At 57.5% G+C, this 25649-nt stretch carries 20 protein-coding genes; 9 read left to right on the forward strand and 11 right to left on the reverse strand.

Annotation, left to right across the window (positions count from 1 at the left end; genetic code table 11):
- Positions 1–199: 199 nt before the first annotated feature.
- Positions 200–5041, forward strand: a complete 4842-nt coding sequence (locus tag FEZ62_RS17995; RefSeq protein ID WP_172929309.1) for an NAD-glutamate dehydrogenase — start codon at positions 200–202, stop codon at positions 5039–5041.
- A gap of 145 nt (positions 5042–5186) precedes the next feature.
- On the opposite strand, the gene FEZ62_RS18000 is transcribed toward FEZ62_RS17995, so the two are convergent.
- Positions 5187–6068, reverse strand: a complete 882-nt coding sequence (locus FEZ62_RS18000; RefSeq protein ID WP_172929310.1) for a DUF6685 family protein — start codon at positions 6066–6068, stop codon at positions 5187–5189.
- A gap of 124 nt (positions 6069–6192) precedes the next feature.
- Here FEZ62_RS18000 and FEZ62_RS18005 point away from each other — a divergent pair, with 124 nt between their 5' ends.
- Together FEZ62_RS18005 and FEZ62_RS18010 are read left to right on the forward strand one after the other, a co-directional pair.
- The gene (locus FEZ62_RS18005) at positions 6193–6417 is read left to right on the forward strand and encodes a DUF2835 domain-containing protein (protein WP_075723316.1); all 225 of its coding nucleotides are present in this window, start codon (positions 6193–6195) and stop codon (positions 6415–6417) included.
- Positions 6418–6658: 241 nt separating this feature from the next.
- Positions 6659–7687: a quinone-dependent dihydroorotate dehydrogenase gene (locus FEZ62_RS18010; RefSeq protein ID WP_172929311.1), complete on the forward strand. Its 1029-nt coding sequence runs from the start codon at positions 6659–6661 to the stop codon at positions 7685–7687.
- A 149-nt stretch (positions 7688–7836) separates the two neighbouring features.
- On the opposite strand, the gene FEZ62_RS18015 is transcribed toward FEZ62_RS18010, so the two are convergent.
- Positions 7837–8052, reverse strand: coding sequence for a ribosome modulation factor (locus FEZ62_RS18015; RefSeq protein WP_075723314.1), 216 nt, complete (start codon positions 8050–8052; stop codon positions 7837–7839).
- A 426-nt stretch (positions 8053–8478) separates the two neighbouring features.
- On the opposite strand from FEZ62_RS18015, the gene rlmKL reads away from it, so the two are divergent.
- The gene (rlmKL, locus tag FEZ62_RS18020) at positions 8479–10722 is read left to right on the forward strand and encodes a bifunctional 23S rRNA (guanine(2069)-N(7))-methyltransferase RlmK/23S rRNA (guanine(2445)-N(2))-methyltransferase RlmL (protein ID WP_172929312.1); all 2244 of its coding nucleotides are present in this window, start codon (positions 8479–8481) and stop codon (positions 10720–10722) included.
- Positions 10723–10812: 90 nt separating this feature from the next.
- Here the strand turns inward: rlmKL and dacB are convergent, their stop codons facing one another.
- The gene (gene dacB, locus FEZ62_RS18025; RefSeq protein ID WP_172929313.1) at positions 10813–12255 is read right to left on the reverse strand and encodes a D-alanyl-D-alanine carboxypeptidase/D-alanyl-D-alanine-endopeptidase; all 1443 of its coding nucleotides are present in this window, start codon (positions 12253–12255) and stop codon (positions 10813–10815) included.
- A 234-nt stretch (positions 12256–12489) separates the two neighbouring features.
- Here dacB and FEZ62_RS18030 point away from each other — a divergent pair, with 234 nt between their 5' ends.
- Positions 12490–12831, forward strand: a complete 342-nt coding sequence (locus FEZ62_RS18030; RefSeq protein ID WP_069898985.1) for a YggL family protein — start codon at positions 12490–12492, stop codon at positions 12829–12831.
- A gap of 79 nt (positions 12832–12910) precedes the next feature.
- Here the strand turns inward: FEZ62_RS18030 and FEZ62_RS18035 are convergent, their stop codons facing one another.
- From FEZ62_RS18035 to FEZ62_RS18065, 7 genes are all read right to left on the reverse strand, one after another.
- On the reverse strand, positions 12911–15874 hold the full coding sequence (locus FEZ62_RS18035; protein ID WP_172929314.1) for an HD domain-containing phosphohydrolase: 2964 nt from the start codon (positions 15872–15874) through the stop codon (positions 12911–12913).
- 88 nt (positions 15875–15962) lie between these two features.
- On the reverse strand, positions 15963–17024 hold the full coding sequence (locus FEZ62_RS18040; RefSeq protein WP_172929315.1) for an FUSC family protein: 1062 nt from the start codon (positions 17022–17024) through the stop codon (positions 15963–15965).
- Positions 17025–17027: 3 nt separating this feature from the next.
- Complete coding sequence (locus tag FEZ62_RS18045; RefSeq protein ID WP_069898981.1) at positions 17028–18359, reverse strand: deoxyguanosinetriphosphate triphosphohydrolase; 1332 nt, start codon at positions 18357–18359, stop codon at positions 17028–17030.
- 206 nt (positions 18360–18565) lie between these two features.
- Entirely contained in the window at positions 18566–19726 is a 1161-nt protein-coding gene (locus tag FEZ62_RS18050) for an EAL domain-containing protein (protein ID WP_172929316.1), read from the reverse strand.
- Between the two features lie 55 nt (positions 19727–19781).
- On the reverse strand, positions 19782–20138 hold the full coding sequence (locus FEZ62_RS18055; protein WP_239655485.1) for a hypothetical protein: 357 nt from the start codon (positions 20136–20138) through the stop codon (positions 19782–19784).
- On the reverse strand, positions 20135–20518 hold the full coding sequence (locus FEZ62_RS18060; protein WP_069898975.1) for a phage holin family protein: 384 nt from the start codon (positions 20516–20518) through the stop codon (positions 20135–20137). The genes FEZ62_RS18055 and FEZ62_RS18060 overlap by 4 nt, the downstream gene beginning before the upstream one ends.
- Before the next feature lie 12 nt (positions 20519–20530).
- Entirely contained in the window at positions 20531–20848 is a 318-nt protein-coding gene (locus FEZ62_RS18065; RefSeq protein ID WP_069898973.1) for a YqjD family protein, read from the reverse strand.
- Positions 20849–21210: 362 nt separating this feature from the next.
- Here FEZ62_RS18065 and FEZ62_RS18070 point away from each other — a divergent pair, with 362 nt between their 5' ends.
- Positions 21211–22419 (forward strand): ammonium transporter, encoded by a 1209-nt coding sequence (locus tag FEZ62_RS18070; protein ID WP_172929317.1) that lies wholly within the window; start codon positions 21211–21213, stop codon positions 22417–22419.
- 56 nt (positions 22420–22475) lie between these two features.
- Here the strand turns inward: FEZ62_RS18070 and FEZ62_RS18075 are convergent, their stop codons facing one another.
- Positions 22476–23507: an AraC family transcriptional regulator gene (locus FEZ62_RS18075; RefSeq protein ID WP_150549541.1), complete on the reverse strand. Its 1032-nt coding sequence runs from the start codon at positions 23505–23507 to the stop codon at positions 22476–22478.
- Between the two features lie 113 nt (positions 23508–23620).
- On the opposite strand from FEZ62_RS18075, the gene FEZ62_RS18080 reads away from it, so the two are divergent.
- The 3 genes from FEZ62_RS18080 to FEZ62_RS18090 all read left to right on the forward strand — a co-directional run bounded on the left by FEZ62_RS18080 (position 23621) and on the right by FEZ62_RS18090 (position 25541).
- On the forward strand, positions 23621–23788 hold the full coding sequence (locus FEZ62_RS18080) for a hypothetical protein (RefSeq protein ID WP_172929318.1): 168 nt from the start codon (positions 23621–23623) through the stop codon (positions 23786–23788).
- A 91-nt stretch (positions 23789–23879) separates the two neighbouring features.
- Positions 23880–24395: a 2,4'-dihydroxyacetophenone dioxygenase family protein gene (locus FEZ62_RS18085; RefSeq protein WP_172929319.1), complete on the forward strand. Its 516-nt coding sequence runs from the start codon at positions 23880–23882 to the stop codon at positions 24393–24395.
- A 123-nt stretch (positions 24396–24518) separates the two neighbouring features.
- Positions 24519–25541, forward strand: coding sequence for an NAD(P)-dependent oxidoreductase (locus tag FEZ62_RS18090; RefSeq protein ID WP_172929320.1), 1023 nt, complete (start codon positions 24519–24521; stop codon positions 25539–25541).
- The last annotated feature ends 108 nt before the right edge of the window (positions 25542–25649 follow it).

Here is a 25649-nt window from a genome sequence, read left to right on the forward strand (position 1 = left end):
CGACAAGCGCCACCGGGGCTTCCATCGTTAAGCTCAACGGGCAAATGTGACCAGCGAGTCGCAGACAGCGCCATACCTATGAGAGGCTGCAATTGGAATGCAATCGCCGCCTCGTAGACTAATGTTGTTAGGAACTTCAGTCCTTAGTCACGACTCGCAACTGCCTTAGTTGAATTTAAAGCCAAACGGAGCACAACCCATGGCGTTCTTTACGGCGGCCAGCAAAGCCGATTTCCAGCACCAACTGCAAGCGGCACTGGCGCAGCACGTGAGCGAGCAGGACCTGCCGCAAATGGCACTGTTCGCCGAGCAATTTTTCGGCATTATCGCGCTCGAAGAGCTTACCCAGCGTCGACTGTCAGACCTGGTAGGTTGCACCCTTTCATCCCGGCGCATGCTGGAGCGTTTTGATCCGAGCAAGCCCGAAGTTCGAGTATTCAATCCCGATTACGAAAAGCATGGCTGGCAATCGACCCACACCGCGGTTGAAGTGCTGCATGCGGACAGCCCCTTCCTGGTTGATTCGGCTCGCATGGAGCTCAACCGTCGCGGCTACAATATTCATACCTTGCAGAACAGTGTGTTCAGCGTACGCCGCGACAAGAAGGGCGATCTGCTGGAAATTCTACCCAAGGGCACAACTGGCGACGATATCAGCGAAGAAGCACTGATGTTTCTCGAGATCGACCGCTGCGCCAGTGCTGGCGAAATGCGCACGCTGGAAAAGGCCATTCTCGATGTGTTCAAGGATGTTCGCCTGAGCGTTTCCGACTTCCAGCCAATGCGCAACAAGGCGCAGGAGCTGCACGCCTGGCTGGGCAAAGCCAAGCTTAAGGTCGATGCCGCTGAGCTGGATGAAATCAAGGTGTTCATGCAGTGGTTGCTGGACGACCATTTCACCTTCCTCGGTTACGAGGAGTTCACCGTTGCGGATGCGGCTGATGGCGGCCACATCATCTATGACGAAAAATCCCTGCTCGGCCTTTCCAAGACGCTGCGTGCCGGCCTCAAGCCGGAAGATCTGCACATCGAGCCACAAGCGCTGGCTTACTTGCGTGAGCCGCAGTTGCTGTCGTTCGCCAAAGCGGCGATTCCAAGCCGTGTGCATCGTCCGGCATACCCTGACTTTGTTTCGATTCGCGAGCTAGACAGCAAAGGCAATGTAGTTAAAGAGTGCCGTTTCATGGGCCTCTATACCTCGGCCGTGTACGCCGAGAGCGTCTGGGATATTCCGTTTATCCGCCGCAAAGTTGCGATTATCGAGCAGCGTTCGGGCTTCGCCAGCCGTGCGCACCTGGGCAAGGAGCTGGCGCAGGTACTCGAAGTCCTGCCGCGTGACGACCTGTTCCAGACCCCCGCTGAAGAGCTGTTCAACACCGCGCTGTCCATCGTGCAGATTCAGGAGCGCAACAAGATTCGCGTATTCCTGCGCCGCGATCCGTACGGGCGTTTCTGCTACTGCCTGGCGTATGTCCCGCGTGATGTGTACTCGACCGAGACCCGGCAAAAAATCGAACAAGTGCTCATGGAGCGTTTGCAGGCTACCGACTGCGAGTTCTGGACCTTCTTCTCCGAGTCGGTACTGGCTCGCGTGCAGTTCATTCTGCGGGTAGACCCGAAGAACAAAACCCAGATCGACACCGCTCAGCTTGAAAAGGAAGTGATTCAGGCTTGCCGTTCCTGGAAGGATGACTTTGCCAGTCTGGTCGTCGAGAGCTTCGGCGAGGCGCATGGCACCAACGTGCTGGCCGAGTTCCCGAGTGGTTTCCCGGCAGGCTATCGCGAGCGTTTTGCGCCGCATTCGGCCGTGGTCGACATGCAGCATTTGCTCAGCCTGAATGCCGAGCGTCCGCTGGTAATGAGCTTCTATCAGCCGCTGGCGCAGGGCGATAACCTGCTGCACTGCAAGCTGTATCACGCCGATACGCCGCTGCCGCTGTCTGATGTATTGCCGATTCTGGAAAACCTCGGGTTGCGCGTACTCGGTGAGTTCCCGTATCGCCTGCGCCAGAAGAATGGCCGCGAGTTCTGGATTCACGACTTTGCCTTCACCTATGCCGAAGGACTGGATGTCGATATCCAGCAGCTTAACGACACCCTGCAAGATGCCTTCGTCAATATCGTCAGCGGCAACGCCGAAAACGATGCCTTCAACCGACTGGTGTTGATGGCGGCGATGCCGTGGCGCGAAGTGGCTTTCCTGCGCGCCTTTGCGCGTTATCAGAAGCAGATTCGTCTGGGCTTCTCGCTGAGCTATGTGGCGGCAACGCTGGTTAACCATGCCGACATTGCCAAAGAGCTGGTGCGCCTGTTCCGTACCCGTTTCTATCTGGCCCGCAAACTCACCGTTGAAGACCTTGAAGACAAGCAGCAAAAGCTTGAGCAGGCGATTACCAGCGCGCTGGATAACGTTGCCGTGCTCAACGAAGACCGCATCCTGCGGCGCTACCTTGATCTGATCAAGGCCACGCTGCGCACCAACTTCTATCAGCCGGATGCCAGCGGTCACAACAAGTCGTATTTCAGCTTCAAGTTCAACCCGCGCCTGATTCCGGAAATTCCCAAGCCGGTGCCGATGTTCGAGGTGTTCGTCTATTCGCCTCGCGTTGAAGGCGTGCACCTGCGTGGCGGCAAGGTTGCCCGTGGCGGTTTGCGCTGGTCTGACCGTGAGGAAGATTTCCGCACAGAAGTCCTGGGCCTGGTTAAGGCTCAGCAGGTGAAAAACGCGGTTATCGTGCCGGTTGGCGCCAAAGGTGGTTTCGTACCGCGTCGCTTGCCAGCCGGCGGCACGCGAGACGAGATTCAGGCCGAGGCGATCGCTTGCTATCGCATCTTCATCAGCGGCTTGCTGGACATCACCGACAACCTCAAAGAAGGCGAAGTGGTTCCGCCTTCGAACGTGGTCCGTCACGACGAAGATGATCCGTATCTGGTGGTCGCGGCCGACAAGGGTACGGCCACATTCTCGGACATCGCCAACGGCATCGCGGCGGAATACGACTTCTGGCTGGGTGACGCCTTTGCCTCGGGCGGCTCTGCCGGTTACGACCACAAAGGCATGGGCATTACCGCCAAAGGCGCCTGGGTGTCGGTGCAGCGTCACTTCCGCGAACACGGCATTGATGTGCAGGAAGACCCGACCACCGTTATCGGCATCGGTGACATGGCCGGTGACGTATTCGGCAACGGCTTGCTGCTGTCGGACAAACTGCAACTGGTGGCGGCGTTCAACCACCTGCACATCTTCATTGACCCGAATCCGGACACGGCGAAGAGCTTTGTCGAGCGCCAGCGTCTGTTCGATCTGCCGCGTTCGAGCTGGGCCGATTACGATACCGCGCTGATTTCGCAAGGCGGCGGCATCTTCCTGCGCAGCGCCAAGAGCATCCCGATCAGCGCTGAAATGAAGCAGCGCTTCGACATCAGTGCCGACAAGATGGCGCCGACCGAGTTGCTCAACGCGCTGCTCAAGGCACCGGTTGACCTGATCTGGAACGGCGGTATCGGTACCTACGTCAAGTCGAGTAAAGAGAGCCACGCCGATGTTGGCGACAAGGCCAACGACACCCTGCGTGTAGACGGTCGCGAATTGCGCGCCCGGGTTGTGGGCGAGGGCGGTAACCTCGGCATGACGCAGTTGGGGCGTGTTGAGTACGGCCTGAATGGCGGCTCGAGCAACACCGACTTTATTGATAACGCCGGTGGTGTGGACTGCTCCGACCACGAAGTGAATATCAAGATCCTGCTCAATGAAACCGTGGCCGCAGGCGACATGACCGGCAAGCAGCGCAACAAGCTGCTGGCCGAGATGACCGACGCTGTCGGGAGTCTGGTGCTGGGCAATAACTACAAGCAGGTGCAGGCGCTGTCGCTGGCGCAGTACCGGGTTCGTGACCGAGTGGGCGAGTACAAGCGCCTGATGGCCGCTCTGGAAAATGCCGGCAAGCTTGACCGCGCGTTGGAGTTCCTGCCGTCTGACGAGGAGCTTAACGAGCGTACTGCCAATGGCTTGGGGCTGACTCGTCCGGAGCTGTCGGTGCTGATCTCGTACAGCAAAATCGACCTCAAGGAATCGCTGCTGAAATCGACCGTGCCGGATGATGAGTATCTCGCACGCGAAATGGAAACCGCATTCCCGCCGTTGCTGGCCGACAAGTTTGGCGAGTCGATGCGTCGTCATCGCCTCAAGCGTGAAATCGTCAGCACCCAGATTGCTAACGATCTGGTCAACCATATGGGCATCACCTTCGTGCAGCGCTTGAAGGAGTCCACGGGCATGAGTGCGGCCAATGTGGCCGGCGCTTACGTGATCGTGCGTGATGTGTTCCGCTTGCCGCACTGGTGGCAGCAGATCGAGGCGCTGGATCACAAAGTGCCTGCAGATTTGCAGCTGCAAATGATGGACGAGCTGATGCGTCTGGGGCGTCGTGCTACGCGTTGGTTCTTGCGCAGCCGTCGCAATGATATTGATGCCGCCCGTGATGTTGCCCACTTCGCACCGCGCATTGCAGCGCTGGCATTGAGCCTCGACGAATTGCTCGAAGGCCCAGCCCGCGAGCAGTGGCTGGCACGCTTCCAGGGTTATGTTGAGGCCGGTGTGCCGGAGGATCTGGCGCGTGTGGTGGCGGGAACCAGCCACCTGTATACCTTGCTGCCGATCATCGAAGCGTCGGATGTCACGGTGCAGGAGCCTTCCGATGTGGCCGTGGCTTACTTTGCCGTGGGCGACAAGCTCGAGCTGTCGTGGTACTTGCAGCAGATATCGTGCCTGCCGGTCGAGAACAACTGGCAAGCACTGGCGCGTGAAGCGTTCCGCGATGACCTGGACACTCAACAGCGCGCGATTACCGTTTCGGTGTTGCAGATGACTGATGGCCCGGTTGATATCGAGGAGCGTGTCGGCGTGTGGCTGGAGCAGCATCGCCGTATGGTCGATCGCTGGAAGGTCATGCTGGCGGAGCTGCGTGCGGCAACCGGTACCGATTATGCGATGTACTCGGTAGCCAACCGCGAGTTGCTCGACTTGGCTCAAAGCAGCTAATAGCTGTTGCTAAGCTCCATGAAAACCCCGCTGAGAATGCGGGGTTTTTTATGGCTGGCGATTTATTCAGGGGAGGTAAGGCTGTGTGTTAAGCGCGGGGGTTGAGCCGTAATCGCGGCAAACGGTTAACGCCCGGTGATTCGCTTCAGGCGTCGCTCAGCGGCAACAAGTACTCGGTTACATTGGGTGCGCCCGCAAGCAACAAACCCTGGCCCAGTGCATTGGCTTCTTTTGAACTTTTGGGCAGCAGCAACACTTCATTGCCGCTGGCTGTGCGGTTCATCGACAGGCGCGAATAGGGCAGGCCGGTGTCGAGCAGCAGGCTCATGAATGCGCTGTCTTGCCAGGCGGCGTCGGGCATGTTGAAGACGTAAAAATCCTTTTCCAGGGCTTTGACGGCGGCGCGGTTCAACGTATAGCGACTTATCTGCGCCGGCAGGTTGGTTTCGAGTTGGCGCACCCGTGCGTAGCCCACGGCGCAGGCCAGCTCTTCGGTATGCACGTCGCTCGCCCAGTACAGGCAGTCGCCGTTCCAACTGGTCTGGCGCAACACGATTGGCTCGCCCGCAAGAAAACGCGGCAGGGCCACGCTTAGGGTGCGGACAAAGTCCTTGTAGCTGATGATTCGCACATGCCGGCACGCTTCGCTGGCGGCAAAGGCTTCAACACTTAAGTAGTCCTCACCGCCTGGGCTGGCGCCGCTGAAACCGTGCAGTTTGCGCAGGTCGAAGCTTTCTTCCAGGCGTTCTTGCAGGGTCACCAGTTTGCTCAGTGCGGCATGCGCCAGTGCCTTGTCTTCTTGCACCGGGCCAGAAAGTGCGCTGCGCGGCAGGTCCAGCAAGCGCTGCAGTTGCATGCCTGATTGCAGGTGGATTGCTTGCGAGGGGGCGGCCAGTGGCGCAAATGGCAGTTTGAGGGCGCTGGCCCGTTCGAGCAGCTGACGCGTTGCACGGCCGCCGAGGCCAAAGTTCTTGGCCAGCGTACTCAGGCGCATACTGATGGAAACCGGTATTTCTGGGTGGGACATGGTCGGGCAAGAACTCCAGGTACTTGGCTGCCAGTAGGCAACATTGCAATTTCAGTGGTGCTTACTTGCGGGTTATACCTGCTTGATATGGCAATATAAGGGCATTCATTTGCAAAGTGTCTCCATGCCAAAGCTCCTGCTGGATGTATCTCTGCCGGCCGAACGGTTACGTTTAGTTTATCAAGGTCAGGCCAATCGTATTCAATTGAAAAGTCGAGACGGCCGTCTTGTGAGTATCCCTGCCCATCACTTGCGGCCCTTTATCGGCCATGCGGGTGTGCAGGGGACTTTTATCATGGAATTCACCGAGTCCGGTCAACTTCTTAGTTTGCGTCGCGCTCCAGCATAGTTTTCAGCTGATCATTACGCTTGACTCACAGCAGCCCAAACGCTACGAAACGACCTGACACGCTTCACTCAAGATTGATTGCGTGCCCCGCAATACCGGCATTTGCGCGACGTTACAGATTGATTCTTGCTGATTTCTGCAATTTATCCAGCCTCAATGCCGCACATGCCTCGCGAGCCTAACGCATGGGCTGTATAATCGCCGGTCTTACTCATTCGCCCTTATCGAGCTAAGCCTGCCCATGTATACCCTGGCCCGCGAGCTGCTGTTTAAATTATCCCCTGAGACGTCCCATGAGCTGTCGATCGATCTGATCGGGGCCGGTGGCCGTATGGGCCTCAATGGCCTGTTCAACAAGGCGCCAGCCAGCTTGCCGGTCAAGGTGATGGGCCTGGAGTTTGCCAACCCGGTGGGGCTGGCGGCAGGGCTGGATAAAAATGGCGATGCAATTGATGGCTTTGCCCAACTGGGTTTCGGTTTTGTTGAAATCGGCACCGTAACCCCGCGTCCGCAGCCGGGGAATCCGAAACCGCGACTGTTCCGTTTGCCGGAAGCCGAGGCGATCATCAATCGCATGGGATTCAACAACCACGGCGTCGATCATCTGTTGCAGCGCGTGCAGGCGGCCAAGTACCGTGGCGTGCTGGGAATCAATATCGGCAAGAATTTCGACACGCCGGTTGAGCGTGCGGTTGATGATTACCTGATCTGTCTGGACAAGGTCTACGCCAATGCCAGCTACGTGACGGTCAACGTCAGTTCGCCGAACACCCCGGGGCTGCGCAGCTTGCAGTTTGGCGACTCGCTCAAGCAGTTGCTCGAAGCGTTGCAGCTGCGTCAGGAAGATCTCACCCAGTTGCATGGCAAGCGTGTGCCGCTGGCGATCAAGATTGCCCCGGACATGACCGATGAAGAAACCGTCCAGGTAGCGAATGCGCTGCTGGAAACCGGTATGGATGCGGTCATCGCCACCAACACCACGCTGGGCCGTGAGGGCGTCAAAGGGCTTGATCACGCCGATGAGGCGGGCGGTTTGTCGGGTGCGCCGGTGCGTGACAAGAGCACGCATATTGTTTCGGTTCTGGCTGCTGAGTTGGCGGGTCGTTTGCCGATCATTGCCGTTGGCGGCATCACCGAAGGCAAGCACGCCGCCGAGAAAATCGCCGCGGGCGCGAGCCTGGTGCAGATTTACTCCGGCTTTATTTACAAAGGCCCGGCGCTGATTCGCGAAGCAGTGGACGCTATCGCAGGATTACCTAAAAAGGCTTGAGTCAGGCTTTTTTCGCCGTCAGTCCTGCATGACTGAGGCCGTGATTTTTGCCTTTCCCGCGGCAATAAAAAGGGCTCCTTAAAGGAGCCCTCTGGGCCTAAGCCCGCCGCCTGATTGAGGCGTGCTTGATGAAGTCGGATGTGTCCTGTTTAGCCGACAGCGTGAAGTTCGTTGAGTCGATGAATACCGGCGGTACCGGTCATACCATCCCAGTTGTCGCCTCGGCCCTCGCGCCAGCCGTTTAACCAGGCTTGGCGGACAGATGGATTGGTGAATGGGCAGAGCTCTCTGGATTTACCATGGACGCCATATTGATAACCGCGCAAAAAAGCTTTTTCTGAAGGATCACGCTTAAGTCTTCTCATAGGGTGTTGCCCTCGTTTGTTGACTGTAATGTCCTGTAGACCTCGACGTGAGGTCAGGCAGTAATGGTTCTGCCGTTGGAGTCCGCTGCCGGCGTTACGAGCCTCCTGAGCCGCTTCGTTGCGATGCGGCCTGTGTAGATTTCTAACCAATGCGTGCTGCGCTGGGAATGATCGTTTTGTCATAAGCGTGCAACAATTATTAGGTTTAGGCCATAAGGCCTCGACCTAACAAATTAAGGTTAGCAGCCAAGTCCCTGTGGCGCTTGGCTTTGCGCAGGCCATACTGATGTTTTGCCATCGCTGGATGCGCGGGCTGTTGAATGATATTTATTCCGACGAAGTGTCGCTCTGTGACGTTTTGTCACTTATTTTGGCCGTGTTGACTGACTCAACATGCCGTTAATTTCACGAGGCACTGGATTTACCATGTCGGATCGATTCGAACTAGTTCTCACCTGTCCCAAAGGCCTTGAAGGCCTGTTGCTTGATGAAGCGGGGGAGCTGGGGTTGGAGGACGCGCGCGAGCAGACGTCTGCGGTGCGCGGTTTCGCGTCTATGGAGACAGCTTTCCGGCTGTGCTTGTGGTCACGACTGGCAAACCGGGTGCTGCTGGTGCTCAAGCGTTTTCCGGTCAAGGACGCCGAAAGCCTTTACGAAGGCGTGCTTGAGGTGGACTGGTTCGAGCACCTTGAGTCCGATGGCAGCCTGGCGGTTGAGTTCAGCGGCAATGGTTCCGGCATCGACAACACCCACTTTGGCGCGCTGAAGGTCAAGGATGCGATCGTCGACAAGCTGCGTTTGCGCGACGGCACCCGTCCTTCGGTCGACAAGATCAGTCCGGACCTGCGCGTGCATTTGCGCCTCGACCGTGGCGAGGCGGTGCTGTCGCTCGACTTGTCTGGTCACAGCCTGCATCAGCGCGGTTATCGCCTACAGCAAGGTGCTGCGCCCCTGAAAGAAAACCTCGCGGCGGCGGTATTGATCCGTGCTGGCTGGCCGCGTATTGCTGCCGAAGGCGGCGCGTTGGCTGACCCGATGTGCGGGGTGGGCACCTTCCTCGTCGAGGCGGCGATGATCGCGGCCGATATCGCGCCCAACCTCAATCGTGAAAAGTGGGGCTTCAGCCGCTGGTTGGGCCACATCCCGGTCTTGTGGAACAAGGTGCATGACGAGGCCGTGGCGCGTGCGGCTGCTGGCTTGGCCAAGCCACCGTTGTGGATTCGCGGCTATGAGGCCGATCCGCGCCTGATCCAACCGGCGCGCAACAACATTGATCGCGCTGGCCTGAGTGACTGGGTCAAGGTGTATCAGGGCGAGGTCGCTACGTTTGAGCCGCGCCCGGATCAGAATCAAAAAGGCCTGATCATCAGCAACCCGCCTTACGGCGAGCGTTTGGGCGATGAAGCCAGCCTGTTGTATCTCTACCAGAATCTTGGCGAGCGTCTGCGTCAGGCGTGCATGGGCTGGGAGGCGGCGGTATTTACCGGCGCGCCGGATCTGGGCAAGCGCATGGGCATTCGCAGCCACAAGCAGTATTCGTTCTGGAACGGTGCCTTGCCGTGCAAGCTGTTGCTGATCAAGGTTCAGCCCGAGCAGTTTGTAACCGGCGAGCGTCGCTCCCCTGAGCAGCGCGAGCGTGAACGCGAGCAAAATGAAGTGGCCGCAGCGCCAGCTCCGGTCAGCAAGGCTGCACCGAGCCCTACGCAAGCGCCGGTCGAGTTGGCGCGTTTGAGCGAAGGCGGGCAGATGTTTGCCAACCGCTTGCAGAAAAACCTCAAGCAGCTTGGCAAGTGGGCACGCAAGGAAGGCATCGAATGCTACCGCCTGTATGACGCCGACATGCCGGAATACGCGTTGGCTGTCGACCTGTATCGCGACTGGGTTCACGTGCAGGAATATGCAGCGCCGCGTTCGATTGATCCGGAAAAAGCCTCGGCGCGTTTGTTCGATGCGCTGGCGGCTATTCCGCAGGCATTGAATATCGACAAGAGCAAGGTGGTGGTCAAACGCCGTGAGCGCCAGACGGGCACCAAGCAGTATCAGCGTCAGAGCACTCAGGGCCAGTTCATGGAAGTGACCGAGGGCGGCGTCAAGCTGCTGGTCAACCTGACGGATTATCTCGACACCGGTCTGTTCCTCGATCACCGTCCGCTGCGCATGCGTATCCAGCGTGAGGCTGCCGGTAAGCGCTTCCTCAACCTGTTCTGCTACACAGCCACGGCAACCGTGCATGCGGCCAAGGGCGGCGCTCGTACGACCACGAGCGTGGACTTGTCGAAAACCTACCTCGATTGGGCACGGCGCAATCTCTCGCTCAACGGCTTCTCTGACAAGAACCGCCTTGAGCAGGGCGATGTGATGGCGTGGTTGGCGGAAGACCGTGGCGAATACGAGCTGATCTTTATTGATCCGCCGACGTTCTCCAACTCCAAGCGCATGGAAGGTATTTTCGATATCCAGCGCGATCACGCGGCCATGCTTGATCTGGCCATGGCCCGACTGGCGCCTGGCGGTGTGCTGTATTTCTCGAACAACTTCCGTAAATTCCAGCTGGATGACAATCTGGCTGAGCGTTATGCGGTTGAGGAGATCAGCGCCTCGACACTGGATCCGGACTTTGCCCGCAACAGCAAGATTCACCGCGCCTGGCGTATTACCGCGCGCGGTTGAGGTTGGCGCCAGCGAGACTGGCGCTGTTGTTTCAGGCATTAAAAAGCCCCGAAGTCGTAAAGACTGTCGGGGCTTTTTGTTGCTTGCGGATTACTTGGTTCTGGGGTTCTTGTAGACGTCCAGCAGCACTTGGTCGAGTACGGCGGATGCGCCCCACGGTTTAGGGTCGTTGAGAATTGCCACGACCGCCCAGTAATCACCGTTCTTGTCGCGGCTGAAGCCTGAAATAGCACGGACGTTGTTCAGGGTGCCGGTCTTGATGTGGCCCTGGCCCTCCATTGGAGTGCGGCGCAAACGCTTGCGCATGGTGCCGTCCATTGCGGTTAACGGCAGCGAGCTGATGAACTCTGCGGCGTATGGGCTCTTCCATGCAGTCTGCAGAATCTTCGACATCTCGCGCACACTCACGCGTTCGGCGCGCGACAGACCGGAGCCGTTCTCCATTACCAGTTGCGTGGCAGTTATGCCTTTGCGTGCCAGCCAGCTGCGAATGGCGCGCTGCGCTGCCATCGAATCATCGGCGTCGGCAGGGGTGCGGTACTTGGCGCCGATGCTGAGAAACAACTGACGGGCCATGGTGTTGTTGCTGTATTTGTTGATGTCGCGAATGATCTCGACCAGATCCGGTGAGTAGGCCCGCGCGAGCAATTTGGCGCTGCTCGGGACACTGCCCTGACGGTCTTTGCCGAGGATGCTGCCGCCCAGTTCGGTCCAGATCGCGCGGACTGCGCCAGCGGCATAGCTTGGGTGATCGAGCAGTGACAGGTAGGCCTGTGAGCTGCAACCATCGGCCAGCTTGCCGTCAACAATCAGCGTGGTGCCATCGAACTCGGTCACCGGATTGAGACGCACTTCAGGCCAAGCCGGGCATTTGGCGGCCTTGAGGGCTTTGACCCGGTTGTCGACGCGAATGGTCGCAATCGGTGGTTCGATAGAAACGTTGATCTTGCCGCCGTCGTTGCGGGTGACCACGCGCACGGCCTTTAGGTTGACCAGCAGTGAGTCCGGGGTCACCAGATACGGTTTGTTCTTGTCGCCGCCATCATCATTGAATGCGGGCAGTTGTGGCTGTTTGAAGTAGCCGCGATCGAGCACCAGATCGCCGGTCACCTTGGTCACGCCGTTGGCGCGCAGGTCGCGCAGCAGCAGCCAGAGTTTCTCCATGTTGAGCTTCGGGTCGCCACCGCCCTTGAAGTAGAGATTGCCATTGAGCACGCCGCCGCGCACCGGGCCGTCGGCATAGAAGTCTGTGCGCCACTGATAGGTCGGCCCGAGCAGTTCGAGCGCCGCATAAGTGGTGATGATTTTCATGGTCGATGCCGGATTGACCGAGACATCGGCGTTGTAAAAATTGCTATCGCCCGCACGGCTCAATGGAACGACCGCAACGGATAAAGATTGCGGGCTGACCTTGCTGGCTTTCAGGGATTTTTCGACATTGCTCGGCAGGTAAGAGGCAGCGCTTACGGTGAGCGGCAGCGTCAAGGGGATCAGGAAACTGGCGATGGCCAAATGGCGCAGGGCTTTAAGCATGAAGTAACGCCCCCTGGGCGTGATTTGAAATGAAGCGTCGAGAGGTTGCGGGTGCGGCATAAAATTGCTTCGCATTATGCATCAAGGCTACAACGGATTTGTAAGCATGTGCGTCCGTCGGTTGAATTTCTTTGATGATTGCTAATTGCCACTGGCCGCGACTAGTCGAGAGTCGGGCATGTTCGGCCTTAAACTGTTAAAGTAGTGGGCGTAATTACTTTTGAGGATTGTTTCATGGCTACTAACCGTTCCCGTCGTCTGCGTAAAAAACTCTGCGTAGATGAATTTCAGGAGTTGGGTTTCGAACTCAACCTGACTTTCAAGGAAGACCTGACTGAAGAAGTCATCGATACATTCCTCGAGCAATTTTTGACAGAAGCCATGGAAGCCAACAACCTGGGCTACGTCGGCGGCGATGACTACGGTCTGGTTTGCCTGGACCAGCGTGGCTCGGTCAGCGAAGAGCAACGTGCCAGCGTTGAAGCGTGGCTCAAGGGCCGTAGCGAGCTGACCGATTTCACCGTCAGCCCGCTGCTTGACGTGTGGTACCCGGAAACGCCAATCAACAAGGCGTAATCCTCAAGTTCTATGCAACCCGGCGCAATGCCGGGTTGTGTGGGCTGTAATCGCTGCCTGCCAGCATAGCCCAAGCCACTTATGACTCCACGCTGAATCCCGCCTTGGCCAACAGTGCCGACTCATCTACCGTATCGATTTGCTCTGGCTGCATGAAGCGTTCGGCATAACGCCGGTAAACTCTGCTGCTGATAAACAAACCGAACAGATCCGTGTCGATGTGCGCACCCCGGCACATGCCGGCCATGATATTCAAAGACTCCGACAGCAACTTGCCTTTCTTGTAAGGCCGGTCGACTGCTGTCAGTGCCTCAAAAATATCGGCGATGGCCATCATCCGGGCAGGCAGGCTCATCTGCTCTTTGCTCAGGCGTTTCGGGTATCCCGTGCCGTCCATTTTCTCGTGGTGACCGCCGGCAATTTCCGCGACGTTTTGCAGGTGTGGCGGGAAGGGCAGATGGTCGAGCATGATGATGGTCTGCACGATGTGGTGGTTGATGATGTAACGCTCTTCCGCCGTCAGCGTGCCGCGAGTCACCCCCAGGTTATGCAACTCACCGCGGTTGAATTTGTAAGCCGGAACATCAAGGCGAAAGCCCCAGCGGTTGTCTTCCTCGATTAGCTCGCTGGCTGGACGTTCGAACAAGTGCTCGGGTTTGTCCGCGAGTAATGGCTCAAGTACCGGCAAGGTCGGTGGCGGGCTGCGCTCCTGGCGTTTTGACTCTTCCCACGAAACCCCAAGCCGGTCATCCAGGGTTCGCAGCCAGGTGCGTTGGCCAATCTGCCGGAGCCGTGCGATGTCTTCATCCGCCATTGCTTCGCCGCCGAGGTTACTCTTGGCGACAAAGGCGAACTCTTCATCGAGTTCAGCAAGCAAGGCATCCCGGGTGCTGGCAAGGCTCGTGGCATCACCCCCTTGCGCGCAGTTTTGCCAATAACTGATCCAGGCATCGCGCTTGAGAATTTCGAACCGACAACGCACCTCATGAATGCGGTCGTACAAAGTCTCAAGTTTGGTGGCTTTATCGACGACGTATTCAGGTGTTGTGACTTTGCCGCAATCATGCAGCCAGGCGCCGATGTGCAGGGCTTCCCACTCTTCGTCTGTTGGGTTGTAGTCCTTGAAGGGCGGCGCATCGCTTTGCGCTGCGGCGCGCGCGAGCATCAGAGTTATTTCCGGTACGCGCTGACAGTGGCCGCCGGTGTAGGGGCTCTTGGCGTCAATTGCGCCGGCCATCAGCTGAATGAATGAGTCGAGCAGATTCTTTTGCCGCTCAAGCAGGCGCTGACTTTCGATGCACAACGCCGCCACCCCGGAGACAGCTTCGACGAATGCGACGCGCGCCGGGCTTAAAATATTCGGGTCTGCGCTGATGCCATCTTCACGGTGCAGCAGAAGCAATGTGCCGACCGTGGCACCCTGTCGATTGTGCAGGCCGGTGACGACCATTTGTGCGCGTGGCGTCTCGAGGGTGGTGAGCAGATCCTTGAACTCGCCCGCCTGATCGAAGCCGATAGACACCGCGCTGCTTTTGCCGCCAAGCGCCGGTTCTTTGAGCCAGGTCGGCATGTTCTCGCCGTCCATGCTGTAGCTCGGCATATGGTGCTCATTGACGTCTTGTTTCTGACCGTTGAGAAATACTCCGTAAGGCAGCAGGCTGCTGCCATCGGCATTGGTCAGATAGAGGACGCCGCCATGGGCCTGACTGATACCGACCGTTTCCTGAAGCACGCGCTCCAGCAGTTTGTCGAAACGGGTTTCGGCAGAGAGGCTGGCGGTAATCTCGAGGAAACTGAAGATGGTGTCCTTCATGCGGCCCATCGACACCGCCAGTTCGTCCACTTCCAGTACCGGCGAGCGACCGCTTGACGGGTGACTGAAATTGAACCGGCGAATCGCTTCGGCTTCATTGACCAGACCATTGAGCGGACGCACCAGTACGCGCGACATCAGCCAGCCAATCGGGATGCACAGCAGCAGAATTGCAATCGTCAGCACGGCGCCTTGCCAGCGAATCCGATAAGCATCGGCGAGCAGTTCATCTTCGGGTGCCAGCAATGCCAGCCGCAGCCCGTTCGGCCCGGCCGCTGGCAGCGTGCGATAGGCGACTTGCCAGCGTCGGCCCTTGATTTCCATGGCGCCGACAAAGTCTTTATCCAGTTTCATTTTCTGGAAGTCAGCGAGCACCGGCGCCAGATTGGCAATGGGCGTGAGTTGGGTCGGGTCTTGAGGGTTTGTCAGACGACTGACATCCGGATAAGCCACCACCAGCCCGTCCGGGCTGTACATAACCGCCTGAGTGGAGGGCGTGATCTTATGTGAGGCCAGCGTAGCCGAGAGGCTGGCAAGGGTTATGTCTGCACTGATAACGATGTTATCGGCGGCGTGCTGAGCAACCGTGATACCGACGTCCCCAGTGGAGAAAAACAGATACGGCGCCGTGGTGTACTGGCCTGTGATGTTCAGCGCATGGCTGTACCACGGCCGTGAAATTGGGTTGTAGGCTTCTTTGAGGTTTTGCCGAGTGCCCAACTGCTCAAGTTTTTCGTTATAGAACAGGTATTCTGAAACCGCTGTGCCTGAGTTGATCCGGTTGATGCTCCAGACTTGATAAACCGCTTCGGCTGGCGCATCAAAACGCTCTTTAAGCGCATCGGTTCGCAGCGGCCGAACCATGAAAAAATCGCCATTACCGTAACCGAGATACAGCGAAGCCAGCTTTGGATTATCGTGCAGCGCTTTGGCAAATACTGGGAGCAGCGACATGCGCTCTTGATGGTCTTTGCCCTTGTTGCGCATGTCCAGCGCGAGCATGCCGACAAGGTTGCGGATTGGCCGGTAGGTGTGATCGAGGTCGGCATTCACCTGATTGCTGACCAGTCCAAACATCTCATCACTGTTGCTGAGAATTATCTTGCTGGTCTGGTAGTAGTTGTAGATCCCCAGAACTATTCCGGTGCTGAGGAGTAAGAGGGTGAATAACACACTGATGTGCACATGAAGGGGAAACCTGTAGCGCGCATTCCTTGTTGCATCGGGCATGGCCCATAACTCCCTGAGTGGTGCGAAATCATGCAATCAGCATAGTGGCTGTTTGCAATTATGAAAGATTTCGTATCACCACAAAGTGTTATTTAGTCTTATAGGAGCCTGTTTGGGTGTTGCGACCTCTCAGCCAGTGCGCGCAGGCGTATATGAGCAGGGTAATCACCACGGAAATAACCACACCAATGGTGCTGTTCAGGAGTCGCGTTGGGGCTATTTGCCAGTCGCGTGACAGGCTCTCGGCCAGCAGCAAGAAGCACACGGCTATCTGCAGTACATACGCCCCATATTCATGGGCTTGCAGGGCCCGGCAGAATACAATCAAGGGCAGCACAGAGGCGACCATGATCGCGGGGTTGTGCAGGCTGTAGCCAAAAAGGAAAATCAGGATCGCGGTGCACAGGGTGACGAAATGCGGGCGCAGGGTGTTGAGCAAACCGGTCGCCCAGTTCAATGGCAGGGTGCCAAGAACGGCGAGTGTCATCCAGTGCCCGTGGCTGATGCCAGTCAGGTTCACGCTCAGGCCAGCGAGACCAAAAGCCAGGGTGCAGGCCAGTGCATGCAGGCGCCAGCGGTATTCGGATTGGCGCTTGGCATTGCGCCACAGCACTTTGAGAATGCTGATGAAGCGCGGCATATAGGGCCACATCCGCATGCCGTGCAGGCCGCGTTGGCCGAACGCCAACAGCATCACCCACAAACCACCCAGAATGAACAACATGCCCACGGCATAGGGGTTGCTCAGGCTGCTCAGGCCATATTGGCCCTGGCCCATGCACAGGCAGATGGTCAGGCTGATGCCCAGCTTGCCGGTTTCGGTGCCAAAGCGTTGCAGCCAGGCCAGCAAAAAACCAAAAACACTGAACAGGCAAAGGCTGAGAACCGGGTCTGCGGCCGCCCACAAGCCCAGCCCTGCACTCCACGCCCCGAGGCTGATCAACAGCAGCATGCGTAACATGCCCAGCCGGTGAATCGGATTGACCTGTGAAGCCTGGAATGCGCCTAGCGCTGCCCAGAGAAAACCCGGATGCGCACTGAACAGCCCAAGCAGAAGTGGCAATCCGCAGCCCAGGCCCGCAATGATTGCGGGGCCCCACGCGGGTGGGCCAGCGTGCCAGCCGAGTACTTTTTGCAACGCTGCTTTCATCATTTATACCGGGCTTGAACGTCCTGTCATTTCACGGGCCATCTCGGTTGCATAGCTGTCGGTCATGCCGGCGATGAAATCAATCATGCGGAGAAACGAGTCATACAGCGGTCCGTGCGGGTCGGGTGCATTGTTGCCTAACAAGTCGAGAATACGTCGGTGCTTGAACGACGGTGCGCGACCTCCATGTTGTTCCAGTGCAGCACCGCAAAATGCATTAAGCAAGATTTCCAGCGTGGTATAGGCGCCAATTTCGTGCAGCGTCTTGCGCTTGTCCTGAAATATTTTCTCACGTGCCATGGCTTTCGCCCGCTGCACGCAGCGCTTCGCCGGGCCATGCATGTGCTCGACAAGATCCCCTGTGAGGTGGCCGCTGAGCAGGGCCCGCTGCTGATCGACAAACGCATTGGCCGCCGCGTTGGTCAGGTGTTCGATGGCTTTACCGCGCAGGATTGCCAGCTTGCGTCTTCTTGAGTCTTGCGGGCCGAGCTGGCGATAGGTTTGCGGCAAATCATCGCCCACCAGGTCGAGGAGCAGCGCTTCAACTTCGCCGTACTCGAGCAGCTCCATCTCCAGACCATCTTCCAGATCAATCAGGCCATAGCAGATGTCGTCCGCTGCTTCCATCAGGTAAACCAGCGGATGCCGTCCCCAGCGTTGGTCTTCAATTTTTGCCAAGCCGAGTTTTTGCGCGATGTTTTCCAGCAGCGGCAATTCGCTCTGGTAGCAACCGAACTTGTGCTTCTTGTAGCCGTGCGCCTCCGCATGACGCGCCGTCCACGGGTACTTGAGATAAGTGCCAAGGGTTGCGTAGGTGAGCCGGGTGCCGCCGTCGAATTGGTGGTATTCGAGCTGGGTCAGCACGCGAAAGCCTTGCGCGTTGCCTTCGAAATTGAGGAAATCGCCGCGCTCGCTGTCGCTCATGTCGTCCAGCCAGCCGCGCCCGGCCGCTTGCTGGAACCAGTGACGAATAGCATCTTCACCGGAGTGACCGAACGGTGGGTTGCCAATGTCGTGCGCCAGGCAAGCCGATTGCACCACCATGCCCAAGTCGCTGGGCTCGCACCATTGCGGCAAGGATTCGCGAATCATTTCGCCCACGCGCATGCCGAGTGAGCGGCCGACGCAACTGACCTCCAGCGAGTGAGTGAGGCGCGTATGGATATGGTCGTTACTGGAAACCGGGTGCACTTGAGTTTTGCGGCCGAGGCGGCGAAATGCACCGGAAAAGATAATTCGGTCGTGATCCTTGTGGAAAGGGCTACGGCCGAGTTCATCGTTGCTGTGGGTCGGTTTACCGAGTCGTTCGCGGGTGAGCAGTGTTTGCCAATCCAAGGCTAATCCTCGCCATTCAGTGGCTTTAATCGGTTGCAAAGCATATTGAGCGCGTGCCAATGCCCGCAGTCAGCATCAATCAGCTGCTAGCTTCGGTGTTCCAGCGCGTGTCCGCAAGAGGGGTGAGCGATCTGGAGCGTGGATATGCGCGGCAACCGTGCGGTGGTTGTGCTGCGTGTAGACTCATTTTTCTGTGCGAGGTTCGCCTAGAAACCACTCGCGTCGATATCCATCAGCAGCAAATGCTGGCCGTCATTGATGAATTGCCCTGCCGTTAGGCAATACAGGTTACTGGTGGCATCGCGGTAGGTTCCTGAGCAAATCATGCGCGACTCTTCACGGCCCTCGCTGACCAACTGGTGAAAGTAAGGCCGCCACGACCAGTTGTGGCCAAGATAGCGGCTGTCTTCCAGCCATGTGTCTGCGTGGCGCTGATAATTGGCGGTGACTTGATTGCCGTTCGCGTCACATTGATAGATGCGAATCAGCCAAGGGTATCTGTCGGTAGCGGGCAGAGCCGGTGGCGGTTTATTCAGCGGCCAGGCCGCGAGGCTATTGAGCAGGGCTTGCATGTGTTTGCGCTGATCGATTTGCGTCAGTCGCTCGTTGAGCTTTTGCGCAACGTAGCGGTCGCGCAGTTGGGCAAAGTGCTCAACAAAGGCATCGCTTGAGTGAAACGTGGGCGAGGGTTTGGCGAACAAGAAACCCTGCACATAGCGGGCTCCGCATTCGAGAGCAAAATGCAGTTGCGCTTCGGTTTCAACGCCCTCGGCAATTATCCAGCAACCGGTTTTCTCGGCCATTTTAGCCAGCGCACGAACCACCTCACTGCTTGGGCCACCGCGTGCGGCATCCTGGAACAGTTGCATGTCCAGCTTGAGGATGTCGGGCTGCAAGGCCAGAACGCGGTCGAGCTGCGAGTAGCCCGCGCCAAAGTCGTCGATTGCCACGCGCGCACCGGCTTCGCGATATTGCTTCACGGCTTTTTTCAGGCGCGAACTGGTGCCGCTGAGCTCGGTGATTTCAAACACCACACGGCTTGCGTCAACTTCGCTGAGTTGCAGTTGCTTGAGACTGGGCAGCGGTTGTTCGGCGCGCAGGCGGGTGATCCAGCGCGGGGAAATATTCAGGCTGAGAAACCAGTCGGCAGGTGCCTGCTGGAATTGCTGCAACGCCTGACCACGGATTTCCCGGTCGAGCCGGCGCAACGCGCTGCTGGGTGTTTTCGGATCACTGAACAGTGGGCCGGCGGAATGCAGAACGCCGTTGTCGCCGCGCAGACGTGCGAGCGCTTCAACGCCGGCAATGCGTCCGGTGGCGGTATCAATGAACGGTTGAAAGACGGCGATCGGTTGACCGTCGAGCACGGTAGATCCTTAGCTGTTAGGCGGTACGGCGTGGCAAATGACCACGCCAATACAATCAGCTAGCAAGATCGTTGCCATTCTCAGTCGTTGGCACCGGGCTCATTGTTGGGTGAGGCGGGCGAGGTGGGCGGCGCCTGAGTAGCGGAAAGGCAACCAGAGCAATTCTCAGCCAGCGGCGCCAGTTACTGTTTTTGCCGAGAAAGGTCGTCATCAATACCGCGCCACCGGCAATCCATAACGGCGCATTGCTGGTGCCCAAGTATTGGCCGACATTTTGCGCGTTGCGCAGGGGTTGCATTAACACCAACGCCTCATGACGCAGTTCCTGACGATGCAGTTCCATGCGCATGCGCAGCATGGCCTTGCGCAGTTCACTTTTGCTGGCCTTAACAGGCAGGTTGGCTGGATTCATGGCAGCAATTGCTCGCGGTCACGGGCCAACTCTTCAAGGCTGGCGCTGAATGGGGCAGAGGCATTGCGTATGCGTGAGGTCAGAACCAACACGCTGGCAAGCAACGCACAGGCATAAAAACCGCACAGGCTGAAGATCACCGTGAGGCGATAGCTGTCCCAGTAATAAATAAGCAGGGCAGCAGACAACCCAAGAACCAGCAGTAAGGCAAACACCACACAGCAGCTGGTGAGTACCAGCAATTGCAGTGAGTGCTTGTGCAGGTCCTTGAGTTCTTCACCGAAAAGCTCGATGTGTCCTTGCAACAGCCCAATCAGGGCGGCGCCAATACGTTGTGGCGTGTTGGCGCGGCTGCTGGAGGCGTGCGGTGTTTCATCCATGTCGTGGTCTCGTTAACGCTTGGTAATCAACATGCCCAGCAACATGCCAACGCCTGCTGCGATTCCCATTGATTGCCAAGGGTGGGTTTGTACATAGCTCTCGGTCGCGTCAACTGCGGCTTTGCTGCGCTCACGCACAGAAGCTTCGGCGTTGTGCATGGTGGCACGTGCGCGGCTGAGGCTTTGATGAATCTGGGTGCGCAGGTCTTCGGCTTTATCACCCGTGAGATCGGCGGATTGCTGAAGCAGCTTTTCCGTGTCTTTAACGAGTGCCTGAAATTCTTGTAGCAGTTCGTCCTGGCCAGCGTTTGAAGATGATTTGCGAGGCATGGCGTAACTCCTTGGGTTAATAACAGTGTACATGCATATGAGTGTTTATCGGCCTGAGGGTTCAGCTTAGTTATAAGCCTGGGTTACGCAATGGCTGGTACAGGAATTGCTTTAAGCTGGTGCGCAGTTTTCCAGGGTTGCCCGTTTATGGGGCTTGGTCAGGCGCATAGAAAAATCGTGTGGCATGGATAAGCCATTAATATTTATAGAGAAAAGCAAAAAATAAAAAACAGGGCGAACAGTTAAGGTGCGTCGGGTCTTGCAGCAGCAAAAGCCAGATCGGCACAAGCGCTTCTTTGTGGTGCGTTTATTACCTTGAATGATTCGCTTTGGTGCTTTTTGTCGTGGAGACTGCTTCGCTGATGGAAACAATCAACAGTGCTGTCGAGACCCTGATTCAGGGCTCTAATACCCTCTTTATTCTGCTCGGCGCCGTCATGGTGCTGGCCATGCATGCCGGCTTCGCTTTTCTTGAAGTCGGTACGGTCCGACAAAAAAACCAAGTTAATGCCTTGTCGAAAATTATTTCCGACTTCGCCGTTTCGGCGCTGGCGTACTTCTTCATCGGCTACTGGGTGGCCTATGGCGTGACCTTTTTGCAGCCCGCGAGCGTGCTAACGGCTGATCACGGTTACGGGCTTGTGAAGTTCTTTTTCCTGCTGACCTTTGCCGCTGCGATTCCCGCGATTATCTCGGGCGGGATTGCCGAGCGCGCCAAGTTCGGGCCGCAGATCTGCGCCACGGTATTGATTGTGGCGTTTATCTATCCGTTCTTCGAAGGGTTGATCTGGAACGGCAACTTCGGTTTCCAGGCCTGGCTGGAAGCAAGCTTTGGCGCCCCGTTCCATGATTTCGCAGGCTCGGTCGTGGTGCATGCGGTAGGCGGTTGGTTGGCCTTGGCCGCTGTGTTGCTGCTCGGGCGCCGCGATGGCCGTTATCGTGATGGACGGTTGGTCGCATTCGCACCGTCGAGCATTCCGTTTCTGGCGCTCGGCTCGTGGATTCTGGTGATCGGCTGGTTCGGCTTTAACGTCATGAGCGCACAAACGCTGGGCAGCGTCAGTGGCTTGGTGGCGGTCAATACGTTAATGGCAATGGTCGGGGGCACAGTCGCCTCCCTGCTGGTTGGGCGCAACGACCCGGGCTTTTTGCACAACGGCCCGCTCGCCGGGCTGGTCGCGGTGTGCGCAGGCTCTGACCTGATGCATCCGATTGGCGCGCTGGCGACTGGCGCGGTGGCGGGCGCGCTGTTTGTCTGGGCATTCACCGCGACGCAGGTGAAGTGGAAGATTGATGACGTGCTCGGCGTTTGGCCGCTGCACGGGCTCTGCGGTGTGTGGGGCGGTGTAGCCTGCGGCATTTTTGGCCAGCAAGCGCTGGGCGGGCTGGGCGGCGTCAGCCTTGTCAGCCAGTTGCTGGGCACGGTGTTGGGCGTCATGGTGGCGCTTGTCGGTGGCTTGCTGGTGTACGGCGTACTCAAAGCGTCAGTCGGCATTCGTCTGACGCAAGAGCAGGAGTACTACGGCGCAGACCTTTCAATTCATAAAATTGGTGCTGTCAGTCAGGATTGACGCCGCGTGTTCGACTGAACAGCTGCGCAGGCCTGCGCAGCTGTTCAGCGCCATGTTCAGTCCTGCTCGGGTGAATTCGGCGTGTCTGCTTGACGATTGGATTTTTGCCATTGCGTCGGGCTCATGTCGAACCAGTTCTGGAAGGCCCGCGAGAATGCACTCAGGTCCGAATAACCGAGCAACCCGGCCAGTTGGGTGAAGCTGATGGTCGACTCGCTCAGATAGCGACGGGCCATGGCCTGACGTGTTTCATCGAGCAGGATCTTGAACGAGGTGCCTTCATTGGCGAGGTATCGCTGCAAACTTCTTGGGCTAAGTACCAGGTATTCGGCAACCTGCTCAACCGTGACCCGGCCTTTGGGCAACAGATTACGCAGCACGCGTTGAACGTGATCGGGCAGTTGATCGACCGTAACCCGTTCCAGTGTATCGACATGCTGACGCATCAGTCTGTGCAATTCAGCATCCGCAGTCTCAAGCGGAATATTCATGAAACGCGAGTCAAACAGCCAGGCATTATGGGTGCTGTTGAACTGCAGCGTAGCGCCGAGCATACGCCGGTACATGGCCAGCGGAGCCCCTGGCGCATGTTGGAACATCACCGTCTCCGGCTGCCAGCGATTACCGATCAGCGTGCGCATGAGCTGGTGACCTACACCCATTGCAAGCTCGGCGGCCTGGCGCTGGCCAGGCAGGCTTTGCTCCTCTGCGGTGTAACTCAGGGTGGCGTGGTTGCCGTGAACCTCAATCACCACCTGGGCTGCACTTGAATGCAGGTGGTAATAGTGGGCGAGTTCATGCAGTGCCTGGCCGACATTGCTGGTATTGCGAATCAGATAGAGCAGCGGGCCAAAAACGCTAACCCCTTGAAACAAACCGTACTGCAGGCCGAACAATGGGTTAGCGCTGCGCTGTGCGCTGAGCTGCAGCGTAGCTGTGAATTTACGGTAGGAGATAAGTTCTTCAGGGTGCTCTGCAATATCGCGCGGTAAGCCGACTTCGCTCAATATTTCATACGGGTCTATGCCTTGGCTCTGGGCAAATTCATAAAAGCGGGCAAGTGACGATGCGCGTGAAATATCGGACATGTTATTAGTCGCTAAAAAGACGATTCGTGAATGGTCCCGGCCGAGTCACCGCGCAACCCAAGCTCAACGTGCGTAAACCGCCAGGCACTAATGTATTAACCCGCGCACGATGCATGAGTTACTCACCCATCGCCATTATCGTTGTGTTGGGAATGCCTGCAATTGTGGCAAAAATCACGGGTTTTGCAGGACTGCGCACAGATTTTGGCGATTTGGCTGCGGTGTTTGCCGATAAACATGGATCAGTGGCTTCGGCGAAAAGGCTGTCGCCATTTGGCTAAATGCTGGCGCGCTTTGTCAAGCGTGGTCATCCAGCGCGGGGCAGTATGAGCCCCAATCACCCGTGATTGGATAACTACAAGGAAAACAATAATGGCAATGCCAATTCCAGTTTTTGATCATAAAGAACTGCTGACGCTCAATACTCAGGAACTCCCCATCTACGAAAACGCCTTGGCCCCACATTTCCCTGGCGTCAACGTTCAGCCGTTGTTTCTGGATCCGTCGGCGGGTACCTGGGCACTTCGTGTGATCTTTGATCCGGGCGTAACGCTGCCATGCCACTATCACACCGGCACTGTTCACCTGTTCACCCTGAGCGGTAAGTGGAACTACGTTGAATACCCGAACCAGCCGCAAACCGCCGGCAGCTACCTGTTTGAGCCGGGCGGTTCGGTTCACACCTTCTCGGTTCCGGCTGACAATACCGAGCCGACTGACACCGTAATGGTCGTGCAAGGTGCCAATATCAACTTTGATGCCGATGGCAACTACGTCAACCTGATGGATGCCAGCAGCATCATGCAATTGATCGATCATCTGGTTAAGGAGCGGGGCTTGCAACCTGCCAAGTACATCCGTCCCGCTCAGGCTGAATACACGGTCTGATCAGCCCGGGTAACAATGCGCCAGCCGATACTCTCGGCGGCGCATTTTCGTGTTCGCATCATCACAATCATAATTGCTGTTGGCCCGTAGCGGCTGCATGGCAACAACGCGAAAGGAAAGCTTATGTCGCCCGCCCAGATGCCTGCCGGTGCGCAGGGTCAGACCCCGGAAATTCCCCGTTCCGTGTTTATTACCGGCGCCAACGGTTTCATTGGTCGCTCTTTATTATTGCGCTACAAAGCCTTGGGCGCTGATGTCCGCGGGATGGATATCACAGCGGATGCCAGTCACAACGTGGTGGCGGGTGATCTGACCCAACCACAGCGCTGGGCCGAGCATGCCAAAGGCTGTGATCTGTTCATCAACACCGCAGCGGTTGTGTCTTTGGCTGCGTCCTGGAAGTTGTACCGGGAAGTCTCAGTGCAAGCCGTACGCAGTTGCATCGATGTGGCGATCGCCAGCGGTGCCAAGCGCTTCGTGCAGATCTCCTCGATCGCCGCGTTGGGTTGGCAGTATCCGGACAACGCGGATGAGAAAACCGATGTAGTGATCGGCTCTGACTACCGCTACGGCGTCGCCAAAGGTGCCAGTGAGCATGTGGCATTGGCCGCTCACGCCGCAGGTGAGATCGAGTGCACAGTGATTCGGCCGGGCGATGTCTACGGGCCGGGTTCACGCCCGTGGGTCAGTGAAACCTTCAAAATGTGCAAAGCCGGTAAGCTGATCCTGCCCGGTAAAGGCAACGGTATCTTCACCCCGGTTTATATCGATGACTTGCTCGATGGCGTGATGCTCGCCAGTGGCTTGCCCGAGGGCCGTGGCCAGATCTTCCACCTGTGCGGCATGGGCCCTGTGACCGTCAAACAATTTTTCACTCATCACTGGCGTTGGGCCGGTCGTGAAGGTTCACCGCGAACCTTACCGCTGTGCCTGGCAGTTGGCCTTGCGCGCGTATTGTGGGGCGTCAATACGCTGCTCAAACGTCACGATGAGGTAACCCCGGACATCATGTACATGTTCGCCCGCACGGGAAATATCTCCAGTGCGAAGGCGGCGAAAATGCTCGGCTATCAGCCGAAAGTTACTTTGCAGGAGGGTATGCGCCGCGCAGAAGCGTGGCTGCGTGAAACCGGTCAGATGAACTGATCCGGTCGTTATCAGGCTGATCCAACTGCGGTTATTGCCGGAGTTGATGGTGGGTCTGACGGGTTTAATAAGTCGTATGAAGCTGCTAAAAGGTCTACTTCAACGCCA

This window comes from Pseudomonas sp. MS19, assembly GCF_013277615.1.
Classification (GTDB): domain Bacteria; phylum Pseudomonadota; class Gammaproteobacteria; order Pseudomonadales; family Pseudomonadaceae; genus Aquipseudomonas; species Aquipseudomonas marincola.